The following is a 21,928-nucleotide window of genomic DNA, read 5'->3' as shown; positions in this document are numbered from 1 at the left end:
TTAATCTTTAGTATATTGCGGACCCATTTTTTATTAAATGCGTAAATTGAAATCGAATAAGGTCTAAATATACTAAACAATAGAATATGTATCAATCTAAAATAGCCGGAGTTGGTAGTTATGTGCCAGAAAATGTTGTGACTAATGATGATTTGGCAAAAATAATGGATACCAACGATGAATGGATTCAGGAGCGAACCGGTATTAAAGAACGCCGACATATTAAGAAAGGTGATGGTAATTCCACCGCTAAAATGGGAGTAAAAGCGGCTAGAATTGCTATTGAACGTGCTAAAATTGATAAGGATGATATAGACCTGATTGTTTTTGCCACACTAAGCCCGGATTATTATTTTCCTGGTTGTGGCGTGCAGGTGCAGGAAATGTTAGATATAAATACCTGTCCGGCTTTAGATGTTAGAAACCAATGCAGCGGATTTATCTATGCGCTTTCTACGGCCGACCAATTTATTAAAACCGGAATGTATAAAAACGTGCTGGTTATTGGAAGTGAGAACCACAGCGGTGGACTCGATTTTACCACTCGTGGCCGATCCGTTTCTGTGATTTTTGGCGATGGAGCAGGAGCAGTGGTTTTAACCCGAAGCGACCATAATGGTGAAGGAATTCTTTCTACCCATTTACATTCTGAAGGAAAACACGCTTTAGAACTTTCTTTAAAAGGCCCAAGTACAGAGCACTGGGTTCCTGAAATTATTGCTGAAAATCCTCAGGGAGACGATATTCCTTATTATCCTTATATGAATGGGCAATTTGTTTTTAAAAATGCGATTCAGCGTTTTTCTGAAGTGATCATGGAAGGCTTAAAAGCCAACGGACTTGAAGTTAAAGATATTGATATGTTGATTCCACACCAGGCGAATTTGCGTATTTCACAATATGTTCAGCAAAAATTTAAACTCAGTGACGAGCAGGTTCATAATAATATTCAGAAATATGGGAACACTACTGCGGCATCTATTCCTATTGCTCTATGCGAAGCCTGGGAGCAGGGAAAAATTAAAAATGAAGATATAGTAGTACTTGCAGCTTTTGGTAGCGGATTTACCTGGGCAAGTGCAGTGATAAGCTGGTAAGTAAAAAGATAAAGCTAAAAAAGGTCATTTTGCAAAAGCGAAATGACCTTTTTTCTTTAATGATTTATCTGATTTAAACTTTTTTGAAATACCTGAATAGATCGTAGATTCCAAAAATGATAAAACCTACTGCGAGGACCAATCCAAAATTATCGGTTATTTCGGCGGTTAAGTGGGTGTAGAGCCGGTATACTCCATAAACTAAGAAAATAATTCCCAGTATTAAATACCATTTATTGCGTTTTCCTCCTTTGAGGTTACTCATCTGTATAGTCTTTAGGGAAGGTTGTTTTTGCAATTTTCAGTGCTTCATCATAATGATTTTTCACCACGAAAAGCTGAACTTGCCCTCGCAAGCCTCCACCAAACCCTGCGCGTAAACCTGAATCGAAATCGTTTCTAACCCGGGAGGAGATATTGGCTTTATCAAATAATTCCTGTAAGTATTGAACGTTGGGCTCCGAACCCGTATATACTCTTTCGTAAGATTCGTCTGAACTCATAATTAATAGTTTTTAGTACTATCTAAAATACAAAGAACAATATAGCTCACAGGCTATTTTATACAGAGTTTAACGTTCTAGGCATTATAATATTTACTTTGCCAAATAGCCGAACTAAAATTTTTTCCTTTTTTAAATCCGTAAAAAATAGAAAGCCCTGCAACCCATTTAAATACAAAGAAAAAGATCATAAAAAACTGGGTTGTGGTTTGCTGCGGCGAGAAAAGTCCGTCGGGAATTAGTAGTGCAATTAAAAAACTTAGTACAAGTAAAAAACCAACAAAGTTTTCAAGATGTCTAAAGGGCCACATTAATAATTTTCTCAAGGGATGCAGGTCATTGCCCCATTTGTGTATGAGGTAAAAGTAGTTGTTGCCCATAGGCGCGAAAAGCAAAGGATCATCGGCATTTTCGAGTTTAAAAAGTTTAGATGGAGCAACAATTTTAAAGCCTTTCAGCGCGATTTGTTGTTCCTTTTCTAATGCTTTAATCTTTAGCAGAGCTTCATACGGAATTTCCCCTTTAAAATAATTACTGTCTAAAAAACGTAGGCGATATTCAATACAAAGTTTTTCAATATCTGAAAGATGAAAAATTTTGTTGCTTTCTAATAAATTGAGATTAAAAGTATTAATTCCGTCACTGCCCTCGTTAATTTTTTTAAGGATAGTTTCTTCTTTCTTATTTTCCTGTTCAAAGATTTCCTGAACTTGTTGCAGAATATTTTCAGAAGAGATTCTTTGTTTTCGGGATTTGTATAATTGCTCCTCCAGATTCGTACGGCGCAAACCTAACTTCAACTTCAACTTCATTTTCTTTTTCTTTAGCATCTGTCACTAAATTAAGTAATTAAGATGATTCATGCAATCCTATTTTTCCAGTTTTACGCGATGTTAAAACTATATTAATTGGATGTTTTTAAAAAGTGTTTAATGATAATAAGATTAAATTAGACAAAAATTAAAAGAAACGAATTTTATCACTTGCTTAAATATTAAAACCAAAGCACTTTTAATCTCGTTTATTTAATAAACCATTTAAAAATTATTGTTATGAAAAAATTGAAAGAATTAGGAATTATTTGTTTCCTATTTATCGGTGGGACTTTATTGGCCCAAAACGGATCAACTATGGTTGGTGGAGCAGAAATGTACCCCAGCAAAAACATTGTGGAAAACGCTTCACAATCTAACGACCATACCACGTTAGTAGCTGCAGTAAAAGCTGCAGATTTGGTTGAGACTTTACAGGGTGATGGACCTTTTACGGTATTTGCACCAACTAATGCTGCTTTTGAAAAATTACCAGCTGGAACTGTAGAATCTCTATTAAAACCTGAAAACAAATCAAAATTGCAAGCTGTACTTACTTATCACGTGATAGCTGGTAACTTTAGTGCTAACGATGTGGTAGCCGCAATTAAAGAAGGTGATGGAAAGGCTACTTTTGAAACCGTAAATGGCGGAAAACTTTATGCTATGATGGAAGATGGCAATGTGAAGCTAAAAGATGCGGCAGGAAATGTAGCCACCGTGACTATTGCTAATGTAAACCAGTCAAATGGAGTTATTCACGTAATTGATACTGTAGTATTGCCAGGGAAATAGATTGCGATTGAAAAAGAAAAACTTAAGAGCGGTCTAAATGGCCGCTTTTGTTTGTTAATTAAATATCAATTAGGAGATATCCTTTTTTTAATCACGAAGGAAGGCCTATTTTGAATCAAAATTGAAAACTATGAAGAAATTAAAACTTTTTATTACCACAATTATGGCAGCTGCTTTCTTGATGTCTTGCGGCTCTGGAAGCGATATTTCTAAAGATTCTGCCAAAAAATTAAAAAGCTACAATACCTATTCTTATTTACCAAATCAAGACACTATTTTGAGTCGGGATTATGACAATAACCGTATAAACGAGGTTATTATCTCTACAATAAACAATAATATGTCCAGCGAAGGTTTTGCTATAGATAACCGCCAGCCCGATGTGCTTATCTATGTGCACACCATGTTTGACGAAAAGGTAGATGTTAATGCAAATCCTGTTTATACCAACTTTTCATATTATCGCCCGGGACTTTATATAGGGCCATATTATGAAGATTACACCTACGAAAATTATTTCACGATTCAGCGTATTGGCGCCGATGTTGCTATTAAACAGATGCCTTATAAAGAAAAATCTATCGTTATAGATTTTATAGACCGAAGAACTAATCAAATCTTATGGCGTGGAACCGCCGATGAGGAAATTGGTTCAAGAAGATTAGAAAAAGATCTAAGAAATTATGTAGATGAAATTTTTAAAGAATTCCCATAATTTTTCTTAGCTAAAACTAGAAATTGGCTGTTTGAGTCATCCTGTAAACGTCACTCTGAACTTGTTTCAGAGTCTAAAATTAAGTCTAACCTATATTAAAATAGAACCTGAAAAATTCAGGTTGACGTAAAATAAATGGATTCAAACAGCCAATTTTATATACAATTACCTCAACTCAGCCTGAAGTTCATCTTCAAACCTTTGCTGCAGTTTTTTCATCATTTTATCTACCTGCTTATCGGTAAGGGTTTTGTTTTCGTCCTGAAATTTAAAACTCACAGCATAACTTTTCTTGCCTTCGGGAAGATTATTTCCCTGGTAAACATCAAAAAGATCCACTTCTTTTAAGAGCTTTTTCTCTGTTTTAAGGGCTATTTCCTCAATTTCTTCATAAGAAATATTATTGTTCAGCAATAAGGCAAAATCACGTCTAACCGCTGGATATTTAGGAATTGCGCTGAAACTGGTTTTTCGGGTTTTAACAACTTCCAGTAAGGCATCCCAGTTAATATCGGCGTAAAGTACCTCCTGTTCAATGTCAAAATGCTTTAAAACCTTTTTGCGAATCACTCCAAAAGAAACCAAATTGTTTTTTGCTGAAGAAAAGATAAGTCCTTCAGAAAATACATCAGACTTAACTGCGGAAGTTTTTAAATTTTCAATACCAAATCTTTTAAAAATGGATTGAATTATTCCTTTTAGTAAAAAGAAATCTGTTCTATCTGAAGCCGAATTCCAACGTACAGCATTTCGGTTTCCACTAATAAAAATTGAAAGGTGCTTGTTTTCCACGCGGCTACCATTAAAATCGTGGTAGGTTTTTCCGAATTCAAATAGTTTAAGATCGTTGCGTTTTCTGTTAATGTTATAACTCACAGATTCCAGCCCCGAATACAACATAGATTGCCTCAAAACAGATAAATCCTGGCTTAACGGATTTAGCATTTTCACGTTTTGAGATTCTTTAATTTGCTCACTTAAATTGGTATAAACTGGAGTGGTCAACGAATTGGCCATGGTTTCATAAAAACCCTGTCCTACTAACTGGTTGGCAATTAAATTCTGAAGTTTGTAATCTTCAAATTTAGAAGAATTGGCAACTGATGCGTTCAGTTTTTCCCCAAATTTAATATTGTTATAACCATACACTCTTAAAATCTCTTCGATAACATCAGCTTCACGCTGAACGTCTACGCGGTAAGAAGGAATGGTAAGCCCCATTCCGGTTTCGGTAACATTGTTTACCCTAATTTCAAGCGAAGCAAGAATAGATTTTATAGTTTCCTCTTCAAGGTTTTCTCCAATGAGTTTATTCACTTTATCAAAGGTTAGGAAAACCTGGAAATCTTCAATTTTCTTAGGGTAAAGATCATCAATATCACTGGTTACTTCACCACCGGCAATTTCGGTAATTAAAAGTGCGGCGCGTTTTAAAGCATATTCGGTGATGTTAGGATCAATTCCACGCTCAAATCTAAAAGAAGCATCGGTATTTAACCCGTGTCTCTTTGCGGTTTTTCTAACGCTTACGGGATTAAAATAAGCACTTTCCAGGAAGATTTGTGTGGTGCCTTCGCTCACTCCGCTAGTTGCTCCACCAAAAACTCCGGCTATACAAAGTGGTTTTTTAGCATCACAAATCATTAAATCTTCTTCGTGAAGTTCACGTTCCACTTCATCTAAAGTGGTGAATTTTGTTCCTCTTTCAAGTGTTTTTACATTGATCTCGTTGCCGGCAATTTTACCGGCATCAAATGCGTGTAAAGGCTGGCCAAGCTCGTGCATCACGTAATTGGTAGCATCTACAACATTATTTTTTGGTCCAAGACCTATTGCTTTTAATCTATTCTGAAGCCATTTTGGTGATTCTTCAACTTTAAGTCCCGAAATGGTAACGCCGCAATATCTTGGAGCAAGCGCCGAATCCTCGACCTGGATCTGGATTTTTAAACTTCTGTTATCTACATGAAAACTACTAACAGAAGGAGTAATTAGTTCTAAATTCTTACCCTTCTGAGTATAACCGGCTTTTAGATCTCTGGCAACCCCCCAGTGGCTCATAGCATCGGCGCGATTTGGAGTTAGACCAATTTCAAAAACCTGATCGTTTTCAACATCAAAAATTTTGGCAACAGGAGTTCCGGGAACCAGATCGTCTTGCATCACCATAATTCCTTCGTGGCTTTGCCCAAGGCCAAGTTCTTTTTCAGAACAAATCATTCCGTAACTGGCTTCTCCTCTAATCTTTCCCTTCTTAATTGGCCAGGCTTCGCCTTTTTCATCATAAAGTGTCGTGCCAATTGTCGCTACAGGAACCTTTTGTCCCGCAGCAATATTTGGCGCACCGCAAACAATTTGTACTTGTTCGCCATTACCAAGATCTACGTTGGTAAGCTGTAATTTATCGGCGTTTGGATGACTTTTACATTCCAGCACGTGGCCAACAACTATCCCTTCCAGACCACCTTTAATGCTTTGGAAACTTTGTAAACCTTCTACTTCGAGCCCAAGATCGGTGAGTAATTCTCCTGTTTCTTCTGGAGCTTCCGGAAGTTTAATAAATTGTTTAAGCCAGTTATATGAAATTTTCATGTCTCAATATTTTCAGTTGGCAAAGATAGTATTACGAATAGTTTTGGCATAATTTCAAATTTTAATTTTAAGGCTTATTTTGGCTAATTTGATAAAAAAGAAAGGAGCTACCTAAGTTGCTCCTTTCAAACGCCAATTAATTTTAAATTGAAAATCAATTTTTCTTTTTAAACTTCATATTATTTACAAGTTCCCATTCCTGACTGTCTTCTTTTGGGACATAAATATTCCAATCAATATTTTCATCATCGGCCTGGGAAATCTCGTGCTTTACTTGTTTTTGCTCATTGTTTTCAATGTAGTCTTCTACGAATTCAAATTTTCCGTTCCCTTTATCTTTGATTTTTAAGTCAGATACTTCAATACCATTAGGATTTACCGCATTAATGTAAGCCATTTCATAATTGTCTTCCATTGCATTATAAGCCACAATTCTTTCACAACAGGCAGCATCGCCTTCTCTGGTATGGTTAATTCTTAGAACCGATTCTCCCGGTAAATAACTAATGTTTTGTGTGCTTGTTGGTAAATCTACTGGCTGTCCGTCTCTATAACCGGTTTGTGTTACTTCCCAATATCCGGCTAGAAAATCTAATTGACGATGTTTGTTTTCTAATTTGGCTAATTTAGAAAGCGAAGCCTCTTTCATTTGGTTTTTCTCGGCTTCATCTTCTATATTTTCCGCCAATTTTGCTGCTTTTTTAAATTGTTCCTTAGCTTTTTCTTTTTCTCCTTTTTCCAGAAGTAGATCTCCATAAGAATCATAAGGATTGGCTTCCTGCGGATATTCTTCAATTTGGGCCTGGAAAACCTTTTCTGCAGCATCCAGATTTTTATCTTCCATCATCAATTTGTAACCCAGTAAATTTAAAGGTTCCTCTAAACTTTTATATTCTGAAGATTTATGCTTCTTATACATCTCCATGGCTTTATCTAATCCGTTACTTTTATATTCTTCATATAATTTCTCTTCTAAAGCCGTTTGGGTATCTTCCTGAGCAAACAGGAATCCACTGCATAAAATAAACATTATGCTTACTGCTCTTTTTAAAACAACTTTTGCCTCCATGATTCTCAATGTTTTGGTTATCTATTAAATTTACGGAATAAACTTTAAGGTTTAAATTTATAAGAAGTAAGTTAATTGTAAATCAGTGTATTAAGAAATGAGAATAGCATTTGGAAAGCCTTAATTTTACTATGAAAAGGAATGAAAGTAGCTGGGGAAATCGCTTTTTTAGCTTAATAAAAAATAAGGGAAAATCAGTAGCTTTTTTTTGCTCAAGATAGGAGACTAGCTAATGTAATTCCAGATATTTTTATGCTTGGCCACTTGAGCATAGGTAAACCGGAGCACTTTATTCTTTTCCATAGCGAGACTGGGATCCTCTTTTAAAATCTTCATTGCGTGGTAACGAGCCGATTTTAATATTTGGTTGTCCTTTACAATATCTGCGATTTTGAGGTTTAACACACCACTTTGTTGTGTGCCCATAATATCGCCGGGACCTCGTAATTTTAAATCAACTTCAGCGATTTCAAAACCGTCGTTGGTGGCGGTCATGGTTTCCAGCCTGGTTTTACTGTCGTTAGATAATTTATGACTGGTCATTAAAATACAAAAGCTTTGTTCGGCGCCACGGCCAACACGGCCTCGAAGCTGGTGGAGTTGAGAAAGACCAAAACGTTCGGCACTTTCAATGATCATCACACTGGCATTGGGTACATTTACACCTACTTCAATAACGGTAGTTGCCACCATAATTTGGGTTTCACCGCGTACAAAGCGGTCCATTTCATAATCTTTGGCATCAGATTTCATTTGCCCGTGAACAATAGAAATTTGCATCTCTGGAAATTCCCGGGCAATGCTTTCATAACCATCCATTAAATCTTTGTAATCCATTTTTTCCGACTCCTGAATTAATGGATATACAACATAAACCTGGCGCCCTTTTTTAATTTCATCTTTTATAAAAGCGAAAACTTTAAGTCGGTTGCTGTCATAACGATGAACGGTTTTTATAGGTTTTCTTCCCGGCGGTAATTCATCTATTACCGAAATATCCAAATCTCCGTAAAGACTCATCGCCAAAGTTCTTGGAATTGGTGTTGCGGTCATCACCAAAATATGCGGAGGCACATTGTTTTTACGCCATAATTTTGCTCGTTGCGCCACGCCAAAACGGTGTTGCTCGTCTATAACTGCAAGGCCTAAATTTTTAAATTTCACTTTGTCTTCAAGCAAAGCGTGCGTGCCAATGAGAATGTTTATTTCGCCATTTTCGAGTTTTTCGTGAATTTCACGTCGTGCTTTGGTTTTTGATGAACCGGTTAGTAAAAAAATATTAGTATCCAGGTCTTTACAAAGTTCTACCAGTCCGTTATAATGCTGAATTGCCAGGATTTCAGTTGGCGCCATAAGACAGGCCTGGAAACCATTATCAAGCGCAATAAACATAGACATTAGCGCTACAATGGTTTTTCCTGAGCCTACATCGCCCTGCAGCAAACGGTTCATTTGGGCGCCGCTTCCCAAATCGGCTCTAATTTCTTTAATGACCCTTTTTTGTGCACCGGTAAGTTCAAAAGGAAGGTGATTACTATAGAATTCGCTAAAATTCTGTCCGATTTCTTCAAAAACAAAACCTTTTATTTTTTGCTTCTGAAGCATATTTTTGATGAGCAATTGCAGCTGGATATAAAATAGCTCTTCAAATTTTAACCGAAATTGCGCTTTGGTTAGTAAATCCTGGCTCTGCGGAAAATGAATATTGAATACAGCTTCCGGCTTTGGAATTAATTTTAATTCAGTAGTGATTTCTTCTGAAAGCGTTTCATAAAAGTTCCCTTTGGTTTCAATAAAAAGCTGTTGCATCAATTTATTGATCACCCGGTTGGTTATCCCCGATTTTGCCAGTTTTTCGGTAGAAGGATATACCGGCTGCATCGCGGTACGCAGTTGCTTTTTATATTCTTCAACCGGTTCCATTTCGGGATGTGGCATACTAAAGAGTCCGTTAAACCAATTGGTTTTTCCGAAAATAACATAAGGCATATTGATTTTTAAATTCTCCCGAATCCACTTTTGGCCTCGAAACCAAACCAATTCCATTTTTCCGGTATCATCAATAAAATCGGCTACCAAACGCTTTCCGCGTTTTTGCTCTACCGATCTTATATTCGTGATTTTGCCCACCACCTGTACTTCTGCTGAATTGCGCTGCAATTCGTTTATTTTATAAAAGCGGGTTTTATCGAGGTAGCGATTTGGGAAAAAATTTATAAGATCCTGGTAAGTGTGAATGCCAAGTTCCTTCCGCAGTAAATCGGCGCGGTTCGGGCCGACCCCTTTTAGATAATCTATGGGTGTTTGCAAAATATTGGCGTTCATGAAAACGAAGATATTAAAATCAGGTTTTTTAGGCTGAATTTCAACTAAAAATTAAACCTGAAATTTTCGGGGTTTAAATTTATTCAGTTTTTGTAATTTGGCTGCTGTAGTTTTTTATTATGAGATATTCCTTTATCGCCCTCCTTTGTTGCTGGAGCTGGACCTTTTATAGCCAGACTCCCATCGCAGATTCCCTTAATCAAATTGAAAGTATAGATTTTGTAAAAGCTGATGCTGAAATTTTTGTAAATCCGGTAAGTGAAGAGATTTCAGGAGAGATTAACTATAATTTTAACATTCTAAAAAGTATAGATTCGTTTTATGTGGATTCTCGAAATATAAATTTTGATGAAGTTTTACTGAATGGGAAACCAAACAACTTCAGAAATACCGGCGCACGAATTTGGATAAAAAATGAATTAAGCCCATCAGAAAATAATTCGTTACAACTGAAATATTTAGTAAAACCAAAACAAGCGGTATACTTTATAAATTGGGATATCGCTGATTCTATAAATGCGCCGAAACAAATCTGGACACAAGGGCAGGGAAAATATACTTCTAACTGGTTGCCTTCGTTTGACGATCAACGCGAAAAAGTAGAATTTGATATCACTTATCATTTTCCCAAAGATCTGGAAGTGATGGCGAACGGAAAACTTACCGGGAGTTCAGTAAACGATTCTTTAAAAAGCTGGGATTTTGATATGAAGCGGCCTATGAGTAGTTATTTACTGGCCTTTGCAGCAGCAAATTATGCGGTAGAAGAAAGTAAATCAGCTTCAGGAGTTTCTTTGCAATATTTTATGCCGCTTTCAGAAAAAGCAAATTTGGAACCCACTTACCGGCATACCAAAACCATTTTTGATTTTCTGGAAAATGAAATAGGAGTAGCATATCCGTGGCAAAATTACAAGCAGGCACCGGTGCGAGATTTTCTATATTCTGGAATGGAAAATGCCACAGCCACTATTTTTGACCACGCTTTTATTACCGATTCGATTGCTTTTAAAGACCGGAATTATGTGAGTGTAAATGCACACGAATTAGCGCACCAATGGTTTGGAAATTCAGTAACCGCAGAAACTAATAACGATCACTGGCTGCACGAAGGTTTTGCTACTTATTACGCATTGCTTGCCGAGCGTGAGGTTTTTGGTGATGATTACTATTACTGGCAACTTTATGAATCTGCAGAAAAACTGAAGGAATTAAGCGATGGCGGAAAAGGTGAACCGGTAACCAAAGCCGGGGCAACTTCGTTAACCTATTATCAAAAAGGAGCCTGGGTTTTGCATATTTTGCGGGAGCGAGTGGGAGATGAGGCTTTTAAAAAAGCTGTGAAAAATTATTTGGAACGCTACAAATTCAAAACTGCTACAACCGAGAATTTTATTGCTGAGGTTGAAGCAGCCGCGAATGTTAGCCTTTCCGATTTTATGGCGAAATGGTTGAATCAAACCGCTTTTCAAGGTTTTGCAGCTTTAAATTCTTTAAAGAATTCAGAGTTTATTCAAAATCATTTAAATATCCTGGCGCTTCGGGAGACGCCTTTGGAGAAAAAGAAAGAAATCTTAAGTGCAGAACTTGATTTCCCGGTTAGCGATTATACCGGGCAGGAAGTGGTTTATCAATTAGAAGGCGAAACTTCAGCCACAGCTCTAGAGCTTTATAGAAAAGCATTTGAGACAAACAATATTTACGTGCGCCAGGCTATTGCAACCAGTATGGAAAGAATTCCGCAGGAACTAAAATCAGATTTTGAATCCCTGCTTAGCGATGAATCCTATATTACAAAGGAAGTCGCGCTCCTTAAATTATGGATGAATTTTCCCCAGGAGGTTTCCATTTATCTGGATAAAACTAAAGGAATTGAAGGTTTTACCAATAAAAATGTGCGAATGCTTTGGCTTACCTTAAACCTGGTGACGCCAAGTTATGAACCTGAGAAACAGCAAGAAATATATAATGAACTTTCAGGCTATACGGCTGTGCATTTTCCAATTGAAGTTAGGGAAAATGCTTTTAGTTATTTATTTCAAATTAATAGTTTTACTACTCAAAACCTGCTTGATCTTATGCAGGGAACACAACACCCAACTTATCGATTTAGAAATTATTCCAGGCAACTACTAAACGAGCTCCTAAAAAATGAAGAATATCGGCAAAAATTCATAGCTTTAAAGAATAGTCTTCCTCAAAAAGAGCAGGATTATTTACAAACAAAACTAAATTAATGAGGGCATTGGTAATATCGGGAGGAGGCAGCAAAGGCGCTTTTGCCGGTGGGGTAGCCCAATACTTGATTGAAGAATTAAAACGCGATTACGACCTTTATTTGGGAACTTCTACCGGGAGTTTGCTTATTTCCCATCTTGCGCTTAATAAGTGTGAAAAGATAAAGGATACCTACACCTCGGTTAATCAATCGAGTATTTTTAATAACCGCCCTTTTCTCATAAAGAGACGCCACGGCTACGATCAAATAAGCATAAATCACTTTAATGTAATTCTTAATTTTTTGAAAGGAAAAAAGACTTTTGGTGAAAGTAAAAATCTTAAAAAGCTTATAGAAGCGACCCTAACTAAAGAGGAATTTTTAAGCTTACAAGCGGCAAATAAAGATGTTGTAGTTACGGTTTCTAATATTTCTTTGAATACAGTAGAATACAAATCGATTAAAGATTTTGAATACGACGAATTTTGTGAGTGGATTTGGATTTCGTGCAATTACGCGCCTTTTATGAGTTTAGTGCAAAAAAATGGGTGTGAATATGCCGATGGTGGACTGGGGACGATGGTGCCTATTGAAGAAGCAATAAAACGAGGCGCCACCCATATTGATGCGGTAATTTTACAAACCGAAGCTACTTTTTATAATAGGATGCCATCCAAAAACGTTTTTGGACTCATCACTAATTTGTTTCGGTTTATGCTGGACAGGATTGAATCACAAAATATCAGAATAGGGAAATTTGCAGCTGCCAATAAAAACGTAACAATAAATTTTTACTACACGCCTACAGTATTGACTACCAATTCCCTTATTTTTGATGAAAAGCAAATGAAATCCTGGTGGAAAACTGGCTATATGTATGCCAAAGAGAAAAGCGAGGAAATTAACCAAATTGAACCTTAATGCGGGCACTGGTAATATCGGGTGGGGGCAGTAAAGGCGCTTTTGCCGGCGGCGTTGCTCAATATTTAATTCAGGAAGAAGGCAAGAAATATGATTTATTTTTGGGCACTTCTACCGGAAGCCTATTAATTCCGCATCTTGCTATGGGAAATATAGACAAGGTCTATGACATTTATACCAATGTAAACCAGCGTAAGATTTTTAATGTTAATCCTTTTGTAGTAAAGCGAAAGGAAGGTAGGGAGTATGTGACGATTAATTATTTTAACATGTTCTGGCAATTTGTTCGGAAGAAAAGAACATTTGGAGAAAGCCAAAATCTGCGAAAACATATAAAGCGTAATTTTTCTGAAGAAAATTTCGATCAGCTTAAAAACCAGGTGGAAGATGTAGTGGTTACCGTTTCTAATTTGTCTAGAAATCGCGTAGAATATAAGTCGATTAACGATTTTTCTTATGAAGATTTCTGCGACTGGATCTGGATAAGCTGTAATTATATTCCTTTTATGAGTCTCGCCAAAAAGGACGGATTTGAATATGCCGATGGCGGCCTGGGTTGTGTGGTGCCAATTCGAGAAGCGATAAAACGCGGAGCTACTGAAGTAGATGCGATTATCCTCGAAGCCGAAAATATGGAATATAACAAAGTACTGGGGAAAAATCCATTTTCGTTAATGATTAACCTTTTTGGGTTTTTACTGGACCAGGTAGAATATCACGACATCGTAGAAGGAAAACTGGCCGCTTTAAATAAAAAAGTAAAACTCAATACCTACTACACGCCTACAAAACTGACTGAAAACTCCCTGGTTTTCAACAAAAAATTAATGGGGGAATGGTGGCAGCAAGGTTACGACCATGCAAAAGAAAAGCATTTGCAATTCCTGGCTACAAAACGTAAAAGCTTTTTCGGATTGTTTTAAATAAAGCGTTTTACCTCATTTTTTAAGTAAGCGATTGCAGCTTCAGTAGGAGATTGTTTTTCTATTAAATTTTTCAGAATTATCTCTCTTAATTTATCGGCATCAGTAACACTTTCCTGTTGGTTAGCTTTTCTAATGATTCCGATGGTAGCATTTTTAGCTGTCTTAATATAATCCCAGCATTCCACAGACAGATAGATTTGCTGTGCGAGGTTATGTTCAAATTCCTGTTCAATGGTATTAATCAATGCTCGCTCGTAGGCTTCTTTATCATTGGAGTTAGGCTTTACTCTAAATAAGATTTTCCCGGGAGAAATGCGTTCCAAAAACAACGTCATCCGTTCGTAAGCCTGTAATTTTAAAGGAAGCGCTGTTTTTTGATTTTCTCTATGTAATAGAAAGCGTCTTCTATTTTCTTCATTTTTGTTATACGAACTAAAAAAATAAAAGGCTACTACACCAACAATTAAAGCCGGCAGAATAGCTAAAAGTATTTGGGAAAGTTCTATCTGATTCATTCGTTCTTATTATGTGGAGAGGTTTCCTCGGTTTCAGCTTCTTTGGTCGTCACTTCTTTTTGCTTATGAATTCCGCCCAGATGTGGGCAATCCATATGCGATTGAATATCGCCGAAAGGTACTTTTTCTTTATGATATGCAAAAGTGGTCGCCAGGGTTTTTGCCAGATTCTTGTCGCTTAAATTTATCTCTACATCATCCATAGTAAATTGTGACGGATGCTCGTAACCGCAGGCGTGGGTAATCTCTAACAATTCTTTTCTGAACTTAGTGAAGTAATAGTTCACTCGGCGAGCTTTATCTTTCACATTTATTCCTGCCTGCAACCATTTGTTTTGTGTAGCAACTCCGGTAGGGCAGGTGTTGTTATGGCAGGCTTGCGCCTGTATACAGCCAATACTCATCATTGCTTCCCGGGCAACATTTATACAATCTGCTCCCAGCGCAAAAGCCATAGCTGCTTTTGCGGGAAAACCGAGTTTCCCACTGCCAATAAATACAATTCTATCGGTAATTCCTTCATTCAGGAATATTTTGTAAACATCGGTAAATGCGTAAATCCAGGGTAATGAAACGTGATCTGCAAAACTTGGCGGCGCGGCGCCGGTACCACCTTCACCACCGTCAATTGTTATAAAATCCGGGCCTCGTTTGGTTTTTGACATAAGCGCAGCGAGTTCTTCCCATTGATTTAATCTTCCCACGGCCGATTTTATGCCGACCGGAAGTCCGGTCGCTTCAGCGATTTCTTCAATAAAATCTAACAATTCGGGAATATTGCTAAAAGCTGAATGATTTGGTGGAGAAAGTACGTCCTGACCCATAGGGACGTGCCGAATTTCAGAAATTTCTTTGGTGATTTTTGAAGCTGGCAATACTCCGCCTTTTCCTGGTTTGGCACCCTGTGAAAGCTTGACTTCGATAGCTCGAATCTGAGGATTATCTTTTACGAGTGCCACCATTCTATCCATAGAAAAGTTTCCATTTTCGTCCCGAACTCCAAAATATCCAGTTCCAAAATGAAAAACCACATCGGCTCCTTTTTGATGGTATTGTGAAAGTCCGCCTTCTCCAGTATTGTGATAAGCACCGGCTTCTTTGCAACCCTCATTTAAAGATTCAATAGCCCTGGCTGAAAGAGAACCAAAACTCATAGCAGAAACATTGATTATCGAGGCCGGTCTAAAAGGGCGTTCTCTTTTGTTATATTCTCCCATCACTTTCCCGCAGGCAATAAAATTTGGGTCTATTGCATTAGGATGCTTTTCATCTAATTTATAAGGAATCATCGCATTATTGATGAAGATATAATGCGTTGAAAAAATATCCTGGTCGGTTCCAAAACCCTCGTAATTATTTTCATTTTTGGCCGAAGCATAAATCCAGCCGCGTTCAACCCTGTTAAAAGGTAATTCCTCCCTGTTGCTAGCCACGATATACTGTCGCAATTCCGGACCAATTCCTTCTAAAAAATAGCGTAAATGTCCCACCACTGGAAAGTTATGTTTTATAGTGTGTTCGCGATTAAAGAAAATATCTTTTATAGCAATTAAAACAATAACTATAAGAATCCATCCCCACCATTCAATTGAACCTAAAAAATCGAAAAAGCTATTCATAAATTATTGGTTTAGGTAATCTATAGCTAACTGAGACATCGTTTTTACGCCCAGTAACATTCCGCTTTCATCTATAAAAAAGTCGGGAGTATGATGTGGTGCCGGTTCGGTAGAATCTATAGGTTTTCCACCAAGGAAATAATAAAAACCGGGTATTTCCTCCTGAAAGAAAGAAAAATCTTCCCCACCTGTGGTGGCTTTGGCTAAAACCACATTTTCTTTACCTGCAACTTTTTGTAAAGTCGGTAACATTTGGCTGGTAAGTTCTGGATCGTTGTAAGTAATCGCGGTATTATTCTGAATTTCAACCGTAGCTTCTCCACCGTAAGCTTTGGCAATTGCAGGAACCATCTCGTTCATTCTTTTCAGGATTAATGTTTTCATATCTGGATCCAGGGTTCTTATGGTTCCAATCATTTCTGCAGTTTCAGGAATAATATTAAAACGAACCCCGCTGGTGATTTTTCCTACCGTAATTACCGCCGCAGCATCTACCAGTTTAGATTCCCTGCTAATTATGGTTTGCAAACCATCTATAATTTTTGCTGAAATTAAGATAGGATCTGTACCACTCCAGGGCGCCGAACCGTGGGTTTGTTTTCCTTTTACATTTATTACAAAACGCTCTACCGCGGCCATAGTGCCTTCCGGTTTGTAACGAATAGTTCCTACAGGAGTTTCCGAATTTATATGAAGCCCGAAAATTGCGTCCACATCTGGGTTTTTAAGAACACCTTCTTTGATCATTAAGGAAGCACCGCCTTCTTCACCCGGTGGCGGACCTTCTTCTGCGGGTTGAAATATAAATTTCACCGTCCCGTTTATCTTATCTTTGTTTTTTGAAAGGATTTCAGCAACACCCATCATTATTGCAATGTGGGTGTCGTGGCCACAAGCGTGCATCACCCCGGTTTCTGAGCCCAGAAACTCTGTCCTTACTTCAGATTTAAAGGGAAGGTCATTTCTTTCGGTTACCGGCAGCGCGTCAATATCTGCCCTTAAGGCTACAGTTTTGCCTTCATTTTCACCTTTTAAAATCCCTACTACCCCGGTTTTAGCCACGCCGGTGGTAGTTTCTATACCGAGACTTTCTAAATGAGCGGCGATCTTTCTGGCGGTTTCCGTTTCCCGGTTGGAAAGTTCAGGATGCTGATGAAAATCCCTGCGCCAGGAAATCACCTGTTCCTCTATTTCTTCGGCAGCCGAATTGATTTCTGGATCAATTTCCTGGGCAGCTAAAGTAAAGCTGAAAAGCCCAAGCAAACTGAATATTATTTTTTTCATAGTAAGTTTTGTTTCGTTTTCAATTTAAGATTGCAGAATTTTAAAGATATTAAAAACTTAAGCAATTGCTTAAGGCCAATCTGAGTTTGTTTAAAACAAAGTGGGTTTCAGGTTTATAATTTGTCTCATTTTGGTTAATTTCACGCATTTAAAAAACTGAAGAGATTGGAAGCTTATTTAGCCGAATTAAATGACGCACAGCGTGCGCCTGTACTGCAAAAGGATGGCGCAATGATTGTAATTGCAGGAGCAGGATCTGGGAAAACCAGGGTGCTTACCTACCGTATCGCTTACCTTATGAGTCAGGGAGTAGATCCCTTTAATATTTTATCGCTCACTTTTACCAATAAAGCGGCCCGGGAAATGAAAACCCGTATCTCTAAGATTGTTGGTAGCAGTGAGGCGAAGAATCTTTGGATGGGAACTTTTCACTCTATTTTTGCTAAAATTTTGCGGTTTGAAGCCGATAAATTGGGCTATCCTTCAAATTTTACCATTTACGATACACAAGATTCCCAAAGCGTGATCAGGGCGATTATTAAAGATATGCGTCTCGATAAGGACGTTTATAAATACAAACAGGTTTACAGCCGTATTTCTTCTTATAAAAACAGTTTGATTACGGTAAAAGCTTATTTCCAAAACCCGGAGTTGAAGGAAGCCGATGCAATGTCTAAAAAACCACGTTTGGGGGAAATCTACCAGGAATATGTGGAACGCTGTTTTAAAGCTGGCGCGATGGATTTTGATGATCTTCTGCTAAAAACTAACGAGCTTTTAAATCGTTTTCCTGAAGTGCTTCATAAATACCAGAATCGTTTCAGATACATTTTGGTAGATGAGTACCAGGATACCAATCATTCACAATATTTAATTGTAAAAGCACTTTCAGATAAATTTCAGAATATATGTGTGGTAGGTGACGATGCGCAGAGTATTTATGCCTTCCGCGGAGCGAATATCAATAATATCCTGAATTTCCAGAAAGATTACGATAATGTACAAATGTACCGCCTCGAGCAAAATTACCGGTCTACCAAAAATATTGTAAATGCAGCGAACTCCATAATTGAAAAGAATAAAACCAAACTGGAAAAAATAGTTTGGACAGCTAATGATGAAGGGCCGAAAATCGTGGTGAACCGCTTGCTAACCGATGGGGAAGAAGGAAGGTTTGTTGCCGGTTCTATCTTTGAGAACCGAATGCAAAATCAGATGAGTAATGGCGATTTTGCTATTCTTTACAGAACCAATGCTCAAAGCAGGGCGATGGAAGATGCGCTTAGAAAAAAGGAAATTCCATATAGAATTTATGGCGGACTTTCATTCTATCAGCGTAAGGAGATTAAAGATGTGTTGTCTTATTTGCGTCTGCTAATAAACCCGAAAGACGAAGAAGCGCTTAAGCGAGTAATCAATTATCCTGCCCGTGGAATTGGGCAAACTACCATGGATAAACTGAGTATTGCCGGGAATCAATATGGAAAAACCATATTTGAAATTATTGAAAATATAGATCATCTTGATTTAAAGATTAATAAAAGCACGCGTACCAAGCTGGATAATTTCGTGAACATGATTAAGAGTTTTACGATTCTTGCTGAAAATGCCGATGCTTTTACCGTTGCCGATACCGTAACCAAGAAAACAGGTTTGGTTCAGGAATTAAAGAAAGACGGTACCCCAGAAGGAATTGCCCGAATTGAAAATATTGAGGAATTACTTAACGGAATCAAAGATTTTGTGGAAGGCCAAAAAGAGCTGGCTGATGCTGAAGGTTCTTTAGCTGAATTCCTGGAAGACGTCGCACTTGCTACAGATATGGACAAAGACACTGGCGACGACGACCGTGTAGCCTTAATGACCATTCACCTGGCAAAAGGTTTGGAGTTCCCATATGTATATATTGTAGGGTTGGAAGAAGATCTTTTCCCTTCAGGAATGAGTATGAATACCCGAAGCGAGCTGGAAGAAGAACGACGTTTATTCTATGTGGCACTAACCCGGGCAGAAAAACAGGCTTATCTAACTTATACACAATCGCGTTATCGTTGGGGAAAACTTGTTGATGCCGAACCGAGTAGATTTATTGAAGAGGTAGACGAGCAGTATATGGACTATATGATTCCGCAGGATGATTATAAATATAAACCGCTGATAGATACCGATATTTTTGGCGATGATGTTGATAAAAGTAAATTACGCCAAAGCAAACCTAAAAAAGGCACGCCACCACCGGCGCATAAGCCGAGTGAGTCTCAGTTAAGAAAACTTCGGAAATTAAAACCCGCCAGTCCTGAGCCTGAAAAAGCTACAAATGCCATAAAACTCGAAGCAGGAAACGTGGTAGAGCATATGCGTTTCGGTAAAGGGAAAGTTCTTGCCATAGATGGTGTTGGGCAGGATAAAAAAGCTGAAATAGATTTTGAAAACGGAGGAATTAAAAAGCTTTTGCTAAGGTTCGCAAAGCTGAAATTGATCTCTTAAAACTCGTTAAACTTCTGTTATTTAAAGCCGCTTCGAGCGGCTTTCTTTTTATCTTCAAAATAAAAAATTATGATTAAAGAGGGAAGTAACGTCAGTTGGAAATGGGGGAATGGAAAAGCTGAAGGTAAAGTGGTAAAAACCTATGCCGAAGAAGTCGCCAAAACTATAGATGGAAGTGAGATTACCCGAAAAGGCGAGGCAGGTAATAAAGCACTTTTTATAGAACAGGAAGATGGTAGTAAAGTGCTGAAGCTGGAAAGTGAAGTTTCTAAATCAGATTAAATAGATCATTTAAAAAATATCTGCTCGAAAATTTGTAAATTCTCAATTACTAAAATTTATAACTATGGCTGAATTACTTAAAATTTACGACGAAAACCCAAGTCAGAAACATATTAATAAAGTAGTAGAAGTCCTGAGAAACGGTGGGCTAATTATTTATCCTACCGATACCGTTTATGGTTTAGGCTGCGATATCACCAATACTTCGGCATTAGAGAAAATTGCTCAAATTAAGGGCGTAAAGCTTGAAAAAGCTAATTTTTCCTTTATTTGCGAAGATTTAAGCAATCTTTCAGACTACGTAAAACAAATAGATTCCGCAACTTTCAAAATCCTTAAAAGAAATCTTCCGGGGCCGTATACTTTTATTTTACCCGGAAATAATAACCTTCCAAATGTATTTAAGAAGAAAAAAACCGTTGGAATTAGGGTCCCCGATAATGCTATATGTAAAAGTATTGTAGCCACCTTAGGAAACCCAATTGTTTCAACTTCTATTTACGATGAAGATGAAGTTATAGAGTACACCACAGATCCTGAATTAATTAAAGAAAAATGGGATCATCTTGTAGACCTGGTAATTGATGGTGGATATGGAGACAATATTCCATCTACCGTTATAGATCTAACCACTTCTGAGCCTGAAGTAATAAGGGAAGGAAAAGGAAGTATAGAGATAATGTAGTTTTAAATAAAATTTTTGATAACAAGTTAAAAGCCTGCTAAATGCAGGCTTTACTTTTTTATAGAGAACTGTAGTTGTTATCTTATAAAAAAATAAGCAATGAATTATATAGAAACTAAAAACGAAGAGAACGGAAATAAAATAAAATTAGCCTACCAAGATTATGGCGAAGGGCAACCGGTAATTCTTATTCACGGCTGGCCTTTAAGTCATAAAATGTGGGAATACCAGGTAGAGAAAATTGTAGATGCAGGATTTAGATGTATTAGCTACGACCGCCGCGGATTTGGTGATAGCGATAAACCCTGGGGAGGTTATGACTATGATACTTTAGCTTCCGATCTAAACGATGTTATAACCGAATTGGGACTTTCTAATACAATAATTGTAGGATTTTCTATGGGTGGAGGCGAAGTAGCCCGATTTATCGGTAAATACGGAACTGCGAATATTCAGAAGGCAGCACTTATTTCAGCTGTGCCCCCTTTCATGCTAAAAGCCGATGATAATTCCGACGGACTCGATAAAGAGGTTTTTGAAGGATTTAAAAAAGAAATTAGAAAAGACCGCGCGGGATTTTTAGCTGGTTTTGGCGATAAATTTTACAATTATGAAAAGAACAAAGATCGTATAAGTGATGAGCAGAAACACTTCGATTGGAGTATTGCCTGTAAGGCTTCAGCCAAAGCGACATTAGATTGTGTAGACTCTTTCGGCTTAACCGATTTTAGGGAAGATCTAAAAGAGTTTGATGTGCCTACGCTAATTGTTCACGGAGATGCTGATGAGATCGTTCCTTTAGAGCTTGCCGGAAAGAAGAGCAAAGATCTGGTTAAGAATAATACTTTTGAAATAATTGAAGGTGCGCCACACGGATTGGTGATGACACATAAAAAAGAGTTTAATGAGATTTTATTACGTTTTCTAAAATCCTAACTCCAGAAATATTAAGAATGAAAAAGAGGCTGTCTGAAAAGGCAGCCTTTTTTGTTGTATTATTTTCTGGTTTTTAGTATTTTCATGTAATGAAAGCCAAAGCAGTATTTAAGACCTATGACCAGTCGCAGTTAAGTCTTTTACCTC

The 21,928-nt window shown here is 37.5% G+C and carries 19 protein-coding genes; 10 read left to right on the top strand and 9 right to left on the bottom strand.

The features are described 5' to 3' along the window. Positions 1-86 precede the first annotated feature (86 nt). The gene (locus tag LB465_RS14190) at positions 87-1,097 is read left to right on the top strand and encodes a 3-oxoacyl-ACP synthase III family protein (RefSeq protein WP_224470551.1); all 1,011 of its coding nucleotides are present in this window, start codon (positions 87-89) and stop codon (positions 1,095-1,097) included. A gap of 73 nt (positions 1,098-1,170) precedes the next feature. On the opposite strand, the gene LB465_RS14185 is transcribed toward LB465_RS14190, so the two are convergent. From LB465_RS14185 to LB465_RS14175, 3 genes are all read right to left on the bottom strand, one after another. Beyond that, positions 1,171-1,362, bottom strand: a complete 192-nt coding sequence (locus LB465_RS14185; RefSeq protein WP_224470550.1) for a hypothetical protein — start codon at positions 1,360-1,362, stop codon at positions 1,171-1,173. Continuing rightward, positions 1,355-1,600 (bottom strand): putative signal transducing protein, encoded by a 246-nt coding sequence (locus tag LB465_RS14180; RefSeq protein ID WP_224470549.1) that lies wholly within the window; start codon positions 1,598-1,600, stop codon positions 1,355-1,357. The genes LB465_RS14185 and LB465_RS14180 overlap by 8 nt, the downstream gene beginning before the upstream one ends. A 77-nt stretch (positions 1,601-1,677) precedes the next feature. After that, the gene (locus LB465_RS14175; RefSeq protein WP_224470548.1) at positions 1,678-2,430 is read right to left on the bottom strand and encodes a hypothetical protein; all 753 of its coding nucleotides are present in this window, start codon (positions 2,428-2,430) and stop codon (positions 1,678-1,680) included. Between the two features lie 222 nt (positions 2,431-2,652). Between LB465_RS14175 and LB465_RS14170 the strand changes: the two genes are divergently transcribed. Together LB465_RS14170 and LB465_RS14165 are read left to right on the top strand one after the other, a co-directional pair. Next, on the top strand, positions 2,653-3,207 hold the full coding sequence (locus tag LB465_RS14170; protein WP_224470547.1) for a fasciclin domain-containing protein: 555 nt from the start codon (positions 2,653-2,655) through the stop codon (positions 3,205-3,207). Between the two features lie 130 nt (positions 3,208-3,337). Continuing rightward, complete coding sequence (locus LB465_RS14165) at positions 3,338-3,922, top strand: DUF4136 domain-containing protein (RefSeq protein WP_224470546.1); 585 nt, start codon at positions 3,338-3,340, stop codon at positions 3,920-3,922. A 165-nt stretch (positions 3,923-4,087) separates the two neighbouring features. On the opposite strand, the gene pheT is transcribed toward LB465_RS14165, so the two are convergent. The 3 genes from pheT to recG form a co-directional block, all read right to left on the bottom strand. Continuing rightward, the gene (gene pheT, locus LB465_RS14160) at positions 4,088-6,514 is read right to left on the bottom strand and encodes a phenylalanine--tRNA ligase subunit beta (RefSeq protein ID WP_224470545.1); all 2,427 of its coding nucleotides are present in this window, start codon (positions 6,512-6,514) and stop codon (positions 4,088-4,090) included. Between the two features lie 154 nt (positions 6,515-6,668). After that, positions 6,669-7,583, bottom strand: a complete 915-nt coding sequence (locus tag LB465_RS14155; RefSeq protein WP_224470543.1) for a hypothetical protein — start codon at positions 7,581-7,583, stop codon at positions 6,669-6,671. Between the two features lie 225 nt (positions 7,584-7,808). After that, on the bottom strand, positions 7,809-9,908 hold the full coding sequence (gene recG, locus LB465_RS14150; RefSeq protein ID WP_224470541.1) for an ATP-dependent DNA helicase RecG: 2,100 nt from the start codon (positions 9,906-9,908) through the stop codon (positions 7,809-7,811). 119 nt (positions 9,909-10,027) lie between these two features. Between recG and LB465_RS14145 the strand changes: the two genes are divergently transcribed. From LB465_RS14145 to LB465_RS14135, 3 genes are read left to right on the top strand one after another with little or no spacing between them, the layout of a single operon-like run. Continuing rightward, a complete protein-coding gene (locus LB465_RS14145) occupies positions 10,028-12,145 on the top strand; it encodes a M1 family metallopeptidase (RefSeq protein WP_224470539.1) in 2,118 nt (705 codons plus the stop codon). Beyond that, on the top strand, positions 12,145-13,047 hold the full coding sequence (locus LB465_RS14140; RefSeq protein ID WP_224470537.1) for a patatin-like phospholipase family protein: 903 nt from the start codon (positions 12,145-12,147) through the stop codon (positions 13,045-13,047). Before LB465_RS14145 ends, LB465_RS14140 begins: the two co-directional genes overlap by 1 nt. After that, a complete protein-coding gene (locus tag LB465_RS14135) occupies positions 13,047-13,970 on the top strand; it encodes a patatin-like phospholipase family protein (RefSeq protein WP_224470536.1) in 924 nt (307 codons plus the stop codon). The genes LB465_RS14140 and LB465_RS14135 overlap by 1 nt, the downstream gene beginning before the upstream one ends. Here the strand turns inward: LB465_RS14135 and LB465_RS14130 are convergent. The 3 genes from LB465_RS14130 to LB465_RS14120 are packed head-to-tail and all read right to left on the bottom strand — an operon-like array spanning position 13,967 to position 17,391. After that, positions 13,967-14,488, bottom strand: a complete 522-nt coding sequence (locus LB465_RS14130) for a DUF7935 family protein (RefSeq protein WP_224470534.1) — start codon at positions 14,486-14,488, stop codon at positions 13,967-13,969. The genes LB465_RS14135 and LB465_RS14130 overlap by 4 nt on opposite strands. Beyond that, the gene (locus tag LB465_RS14125; RefSeq protein WP_224470531.1) at positions 14,485-16,107 is read right to left on the bottom strand and encodes an FMN-binding glutamate synthase family protein; all 1,623 of its coding nucleotides are present in this window, start codon (positions 16,105-16,107) and stop codon (positions 14,485-14,487) included. The genes LB465_RS14130 and LB465_RS14125 overlap by 4 nt, the downstream gene beginning before the upstream one ends. Before the next feature lie 3 nt (positions 16,108-16,110). Continuing rightward, entirely contained in the window at positions 16,111-17,391 is a 1,281-nt protein-coding gene (locus tag LB465_RS14120; protein WP_224470529.1) for an amidohydrolase, read from the bottom strand. Between the two features lie 165 nt (positions 17,392-17,556). On the opposite strand from LB465_RS14120, the gene LB465_RS14115 reads away from it, so the two are divergent. The 4 genes from LB465_RS14115 (at position 17,557) to LB465_RS14100 (ending at position 21,781) form a co-directional block, all read left to right on the top strand. Further along, a complete protein-coding gene (locus LB465_RS14115) occupies positions 17,557-19,878 on the top strand; it encodes an ATP-dependent helicase (protein ID WP_224470527.1) in 2,322 nt (773 codons plus the stop codon). Positions 19,879-19,947: 69 nt separating this feature from the next. Continuing rightward, positions 19,948-20,160: a hypervirulence associated TUDOR domain-containing protein gene (locus tag LB465_RS14110; RefSeq protein WP_224470525.1), complete on the top strand. Its 213-nt coding sequence runs from the start codon at positions 19,948-19,950 to the stop codon at positions 20,158-20,160. Positions 20,161-20,224: 64 nt separating this feature from the next. Continuing rightward, a complete protein-coding gene (locus LB465_RS14105; protein WP_224470523.1) occupies positions 20,225-20,845 on the top strand; it encodes an L-threonylcarbamoyladenylate synthase in 621 nt (206 codons plus the stop codon). Between the two features lie 99 nt (positions 20,846-20,944). Continuing rightward, positions 20,945-21,781: an alpha/beta fold hydrolase gene (locus tag LB465_RS14100; protein ID WP_224470522.1), complete on the top strand. Its 837-nt coding sequence runs from the start codon at positions 20,945-20,947 to the stop codon at positions 21,779-21,781. Positions 21,782-21,928: the final 147 nt, after the last annotated feature.

Source organism: Salegentibacter lacus (assembly GCF_020164555.1).
Lineage (GTDB): Bacteria > Bacteroidota > Bacteroidia > Flavobacteriales > Flavobacteriaceae > Salegentibacter > Salegentibacter lacus.
Note: the sequence above shows the minus strand (reverse complement) of the source record. Positions and strands in the feature narration are given on the sequence as shown.

Excerpts from the sequence above, each read along its gene's own strand:
- LB465_RS14155 (WP_224470543.1), bottom strand. The coding sequence starts at position 7,583 with ATGGAGGCAAAAGTTGTTTTAAAAAGAGCAGTAAGCATAATGTTTATT.
- LB465_RS14185 (WP_224470550.1), bottom strand. The coding sequence starts at position 1,362 with ATGAGTAACCTCAAAGGAGGAAAACGCAATAAATGGTATTTAATACTG.
- recG (WP_224470541.1), bottom strand. The coding sequence starts at position 9,908 with ATGAACGCCAATATTTTGCAAACACCCATAGATTATCTAAAAGGGGTC.
- LB465_RS14190 (WP_224470551.1), top strand. The coding sequence starts at position 87 with ATGTATCAATCTAAAATAGCCGGAGTTGGTAGTTATGTGCCAGAAAAT.
- LB465_RS14105 (WP_224470523.1), top strand. The coding sequence starts at position 20,225 with ATGGCTGAATTACTTAAAATTTACGACGAAAACCCAAGTCAGAAACAT.
- LB465_RS14165 (WP_224470546.1), top strand. The coding sequence starts at position 3,338 with ATGAAGAAATTAAAACTTTTTATTACCACAATTATGGCAGCTGCTTTC.
- LB465_RS14140 (WP_224470537.1), top strand. The coding sequence starts at position 12,145 with ATGAGGGCATTGGTAATATCGGGAGGAGGCAGCAAAGGCGCTTTTGCC.
- LB465_RS14135 (WP_224470536.1), top strand. The coding sequence starts at position 13,047 with ATGCGGGCACTGGTAATATCGGGTGGGGGCAGTAAAGGCGCTTTTGCC.
- LB465_RS14110 (WP_224470525.1), top strand. The coding sequence starts at position 19,948 with ATGATTAAAGAGGGAAGTAACGTCAGTTGGAAATGGGGGAATGGAAAA.
- LB465_RS14145 (WP_224470539.1), top strand. The coding sequence starts at position 10,028 with ATGAGATATTCCTTTATCGCCCTCCTTTGTTGCTGGAGCTGGACCTTT.
- LB465_RS14180 (WP_224470549.1), bottom strand. The coding sequence starts at position 1,600 with ATGAGTTCAGACGAATCTTACGAAAGAGTATATACGGGTTCGGAGCCC.
- LB465_RS14170 (WP_224470547.1), top strand. The coding sequence starts at position 2,653 with ATGAAAAAATTGAAAGAATTAGGAATTATTTGTTTCCTATTTATCGGT.
- LB465_RS14175 (WP_224470548.1), bottom strand. The coding sequence starts at position 2,430 with ATGCTAAAGAAAAAGAAAATGAAGTTGAAGTTGAAGTTAGGTTTGCGC.
- LB465_RS14125 (WP_224470531.1), bottom strand. The coding sequence starts at position 16,107 with ATGAATAGCTTTTTCGATTTTTTAGGTTCAATTGAATGGTGGGGATGG.
- LB465_RS14130 (WP_224470534.1), bottom strand. The coding sequence starts at position 14,488 with ATGAATCAGATAGAACTTTCCCAAATACTTTTAGCTATTCTGCCGGCT.
- LB465_RS14120 (WP_224470529.1), bottom strand. The coding sequence starts at position 17,391 with ATGAAAAAAATAATATTCAGTTTGCTTGGGCTTTTCAGCTTTACTTTA.
- LB465_RS14100 (WP_224470522.1), top strand. The coding sequence starts at position 20,945 with ATGAATTATATAGAAACTAAAAACGAAGAGAACGGAAATAAAATAAAA.
- pheT (WP_224470545.1), bottom strand. The coding sequence starts at position 6,514 with ATGAAAATTTCATATAACTGGCTTAAACAATTTATTAAACTTCCGGAA.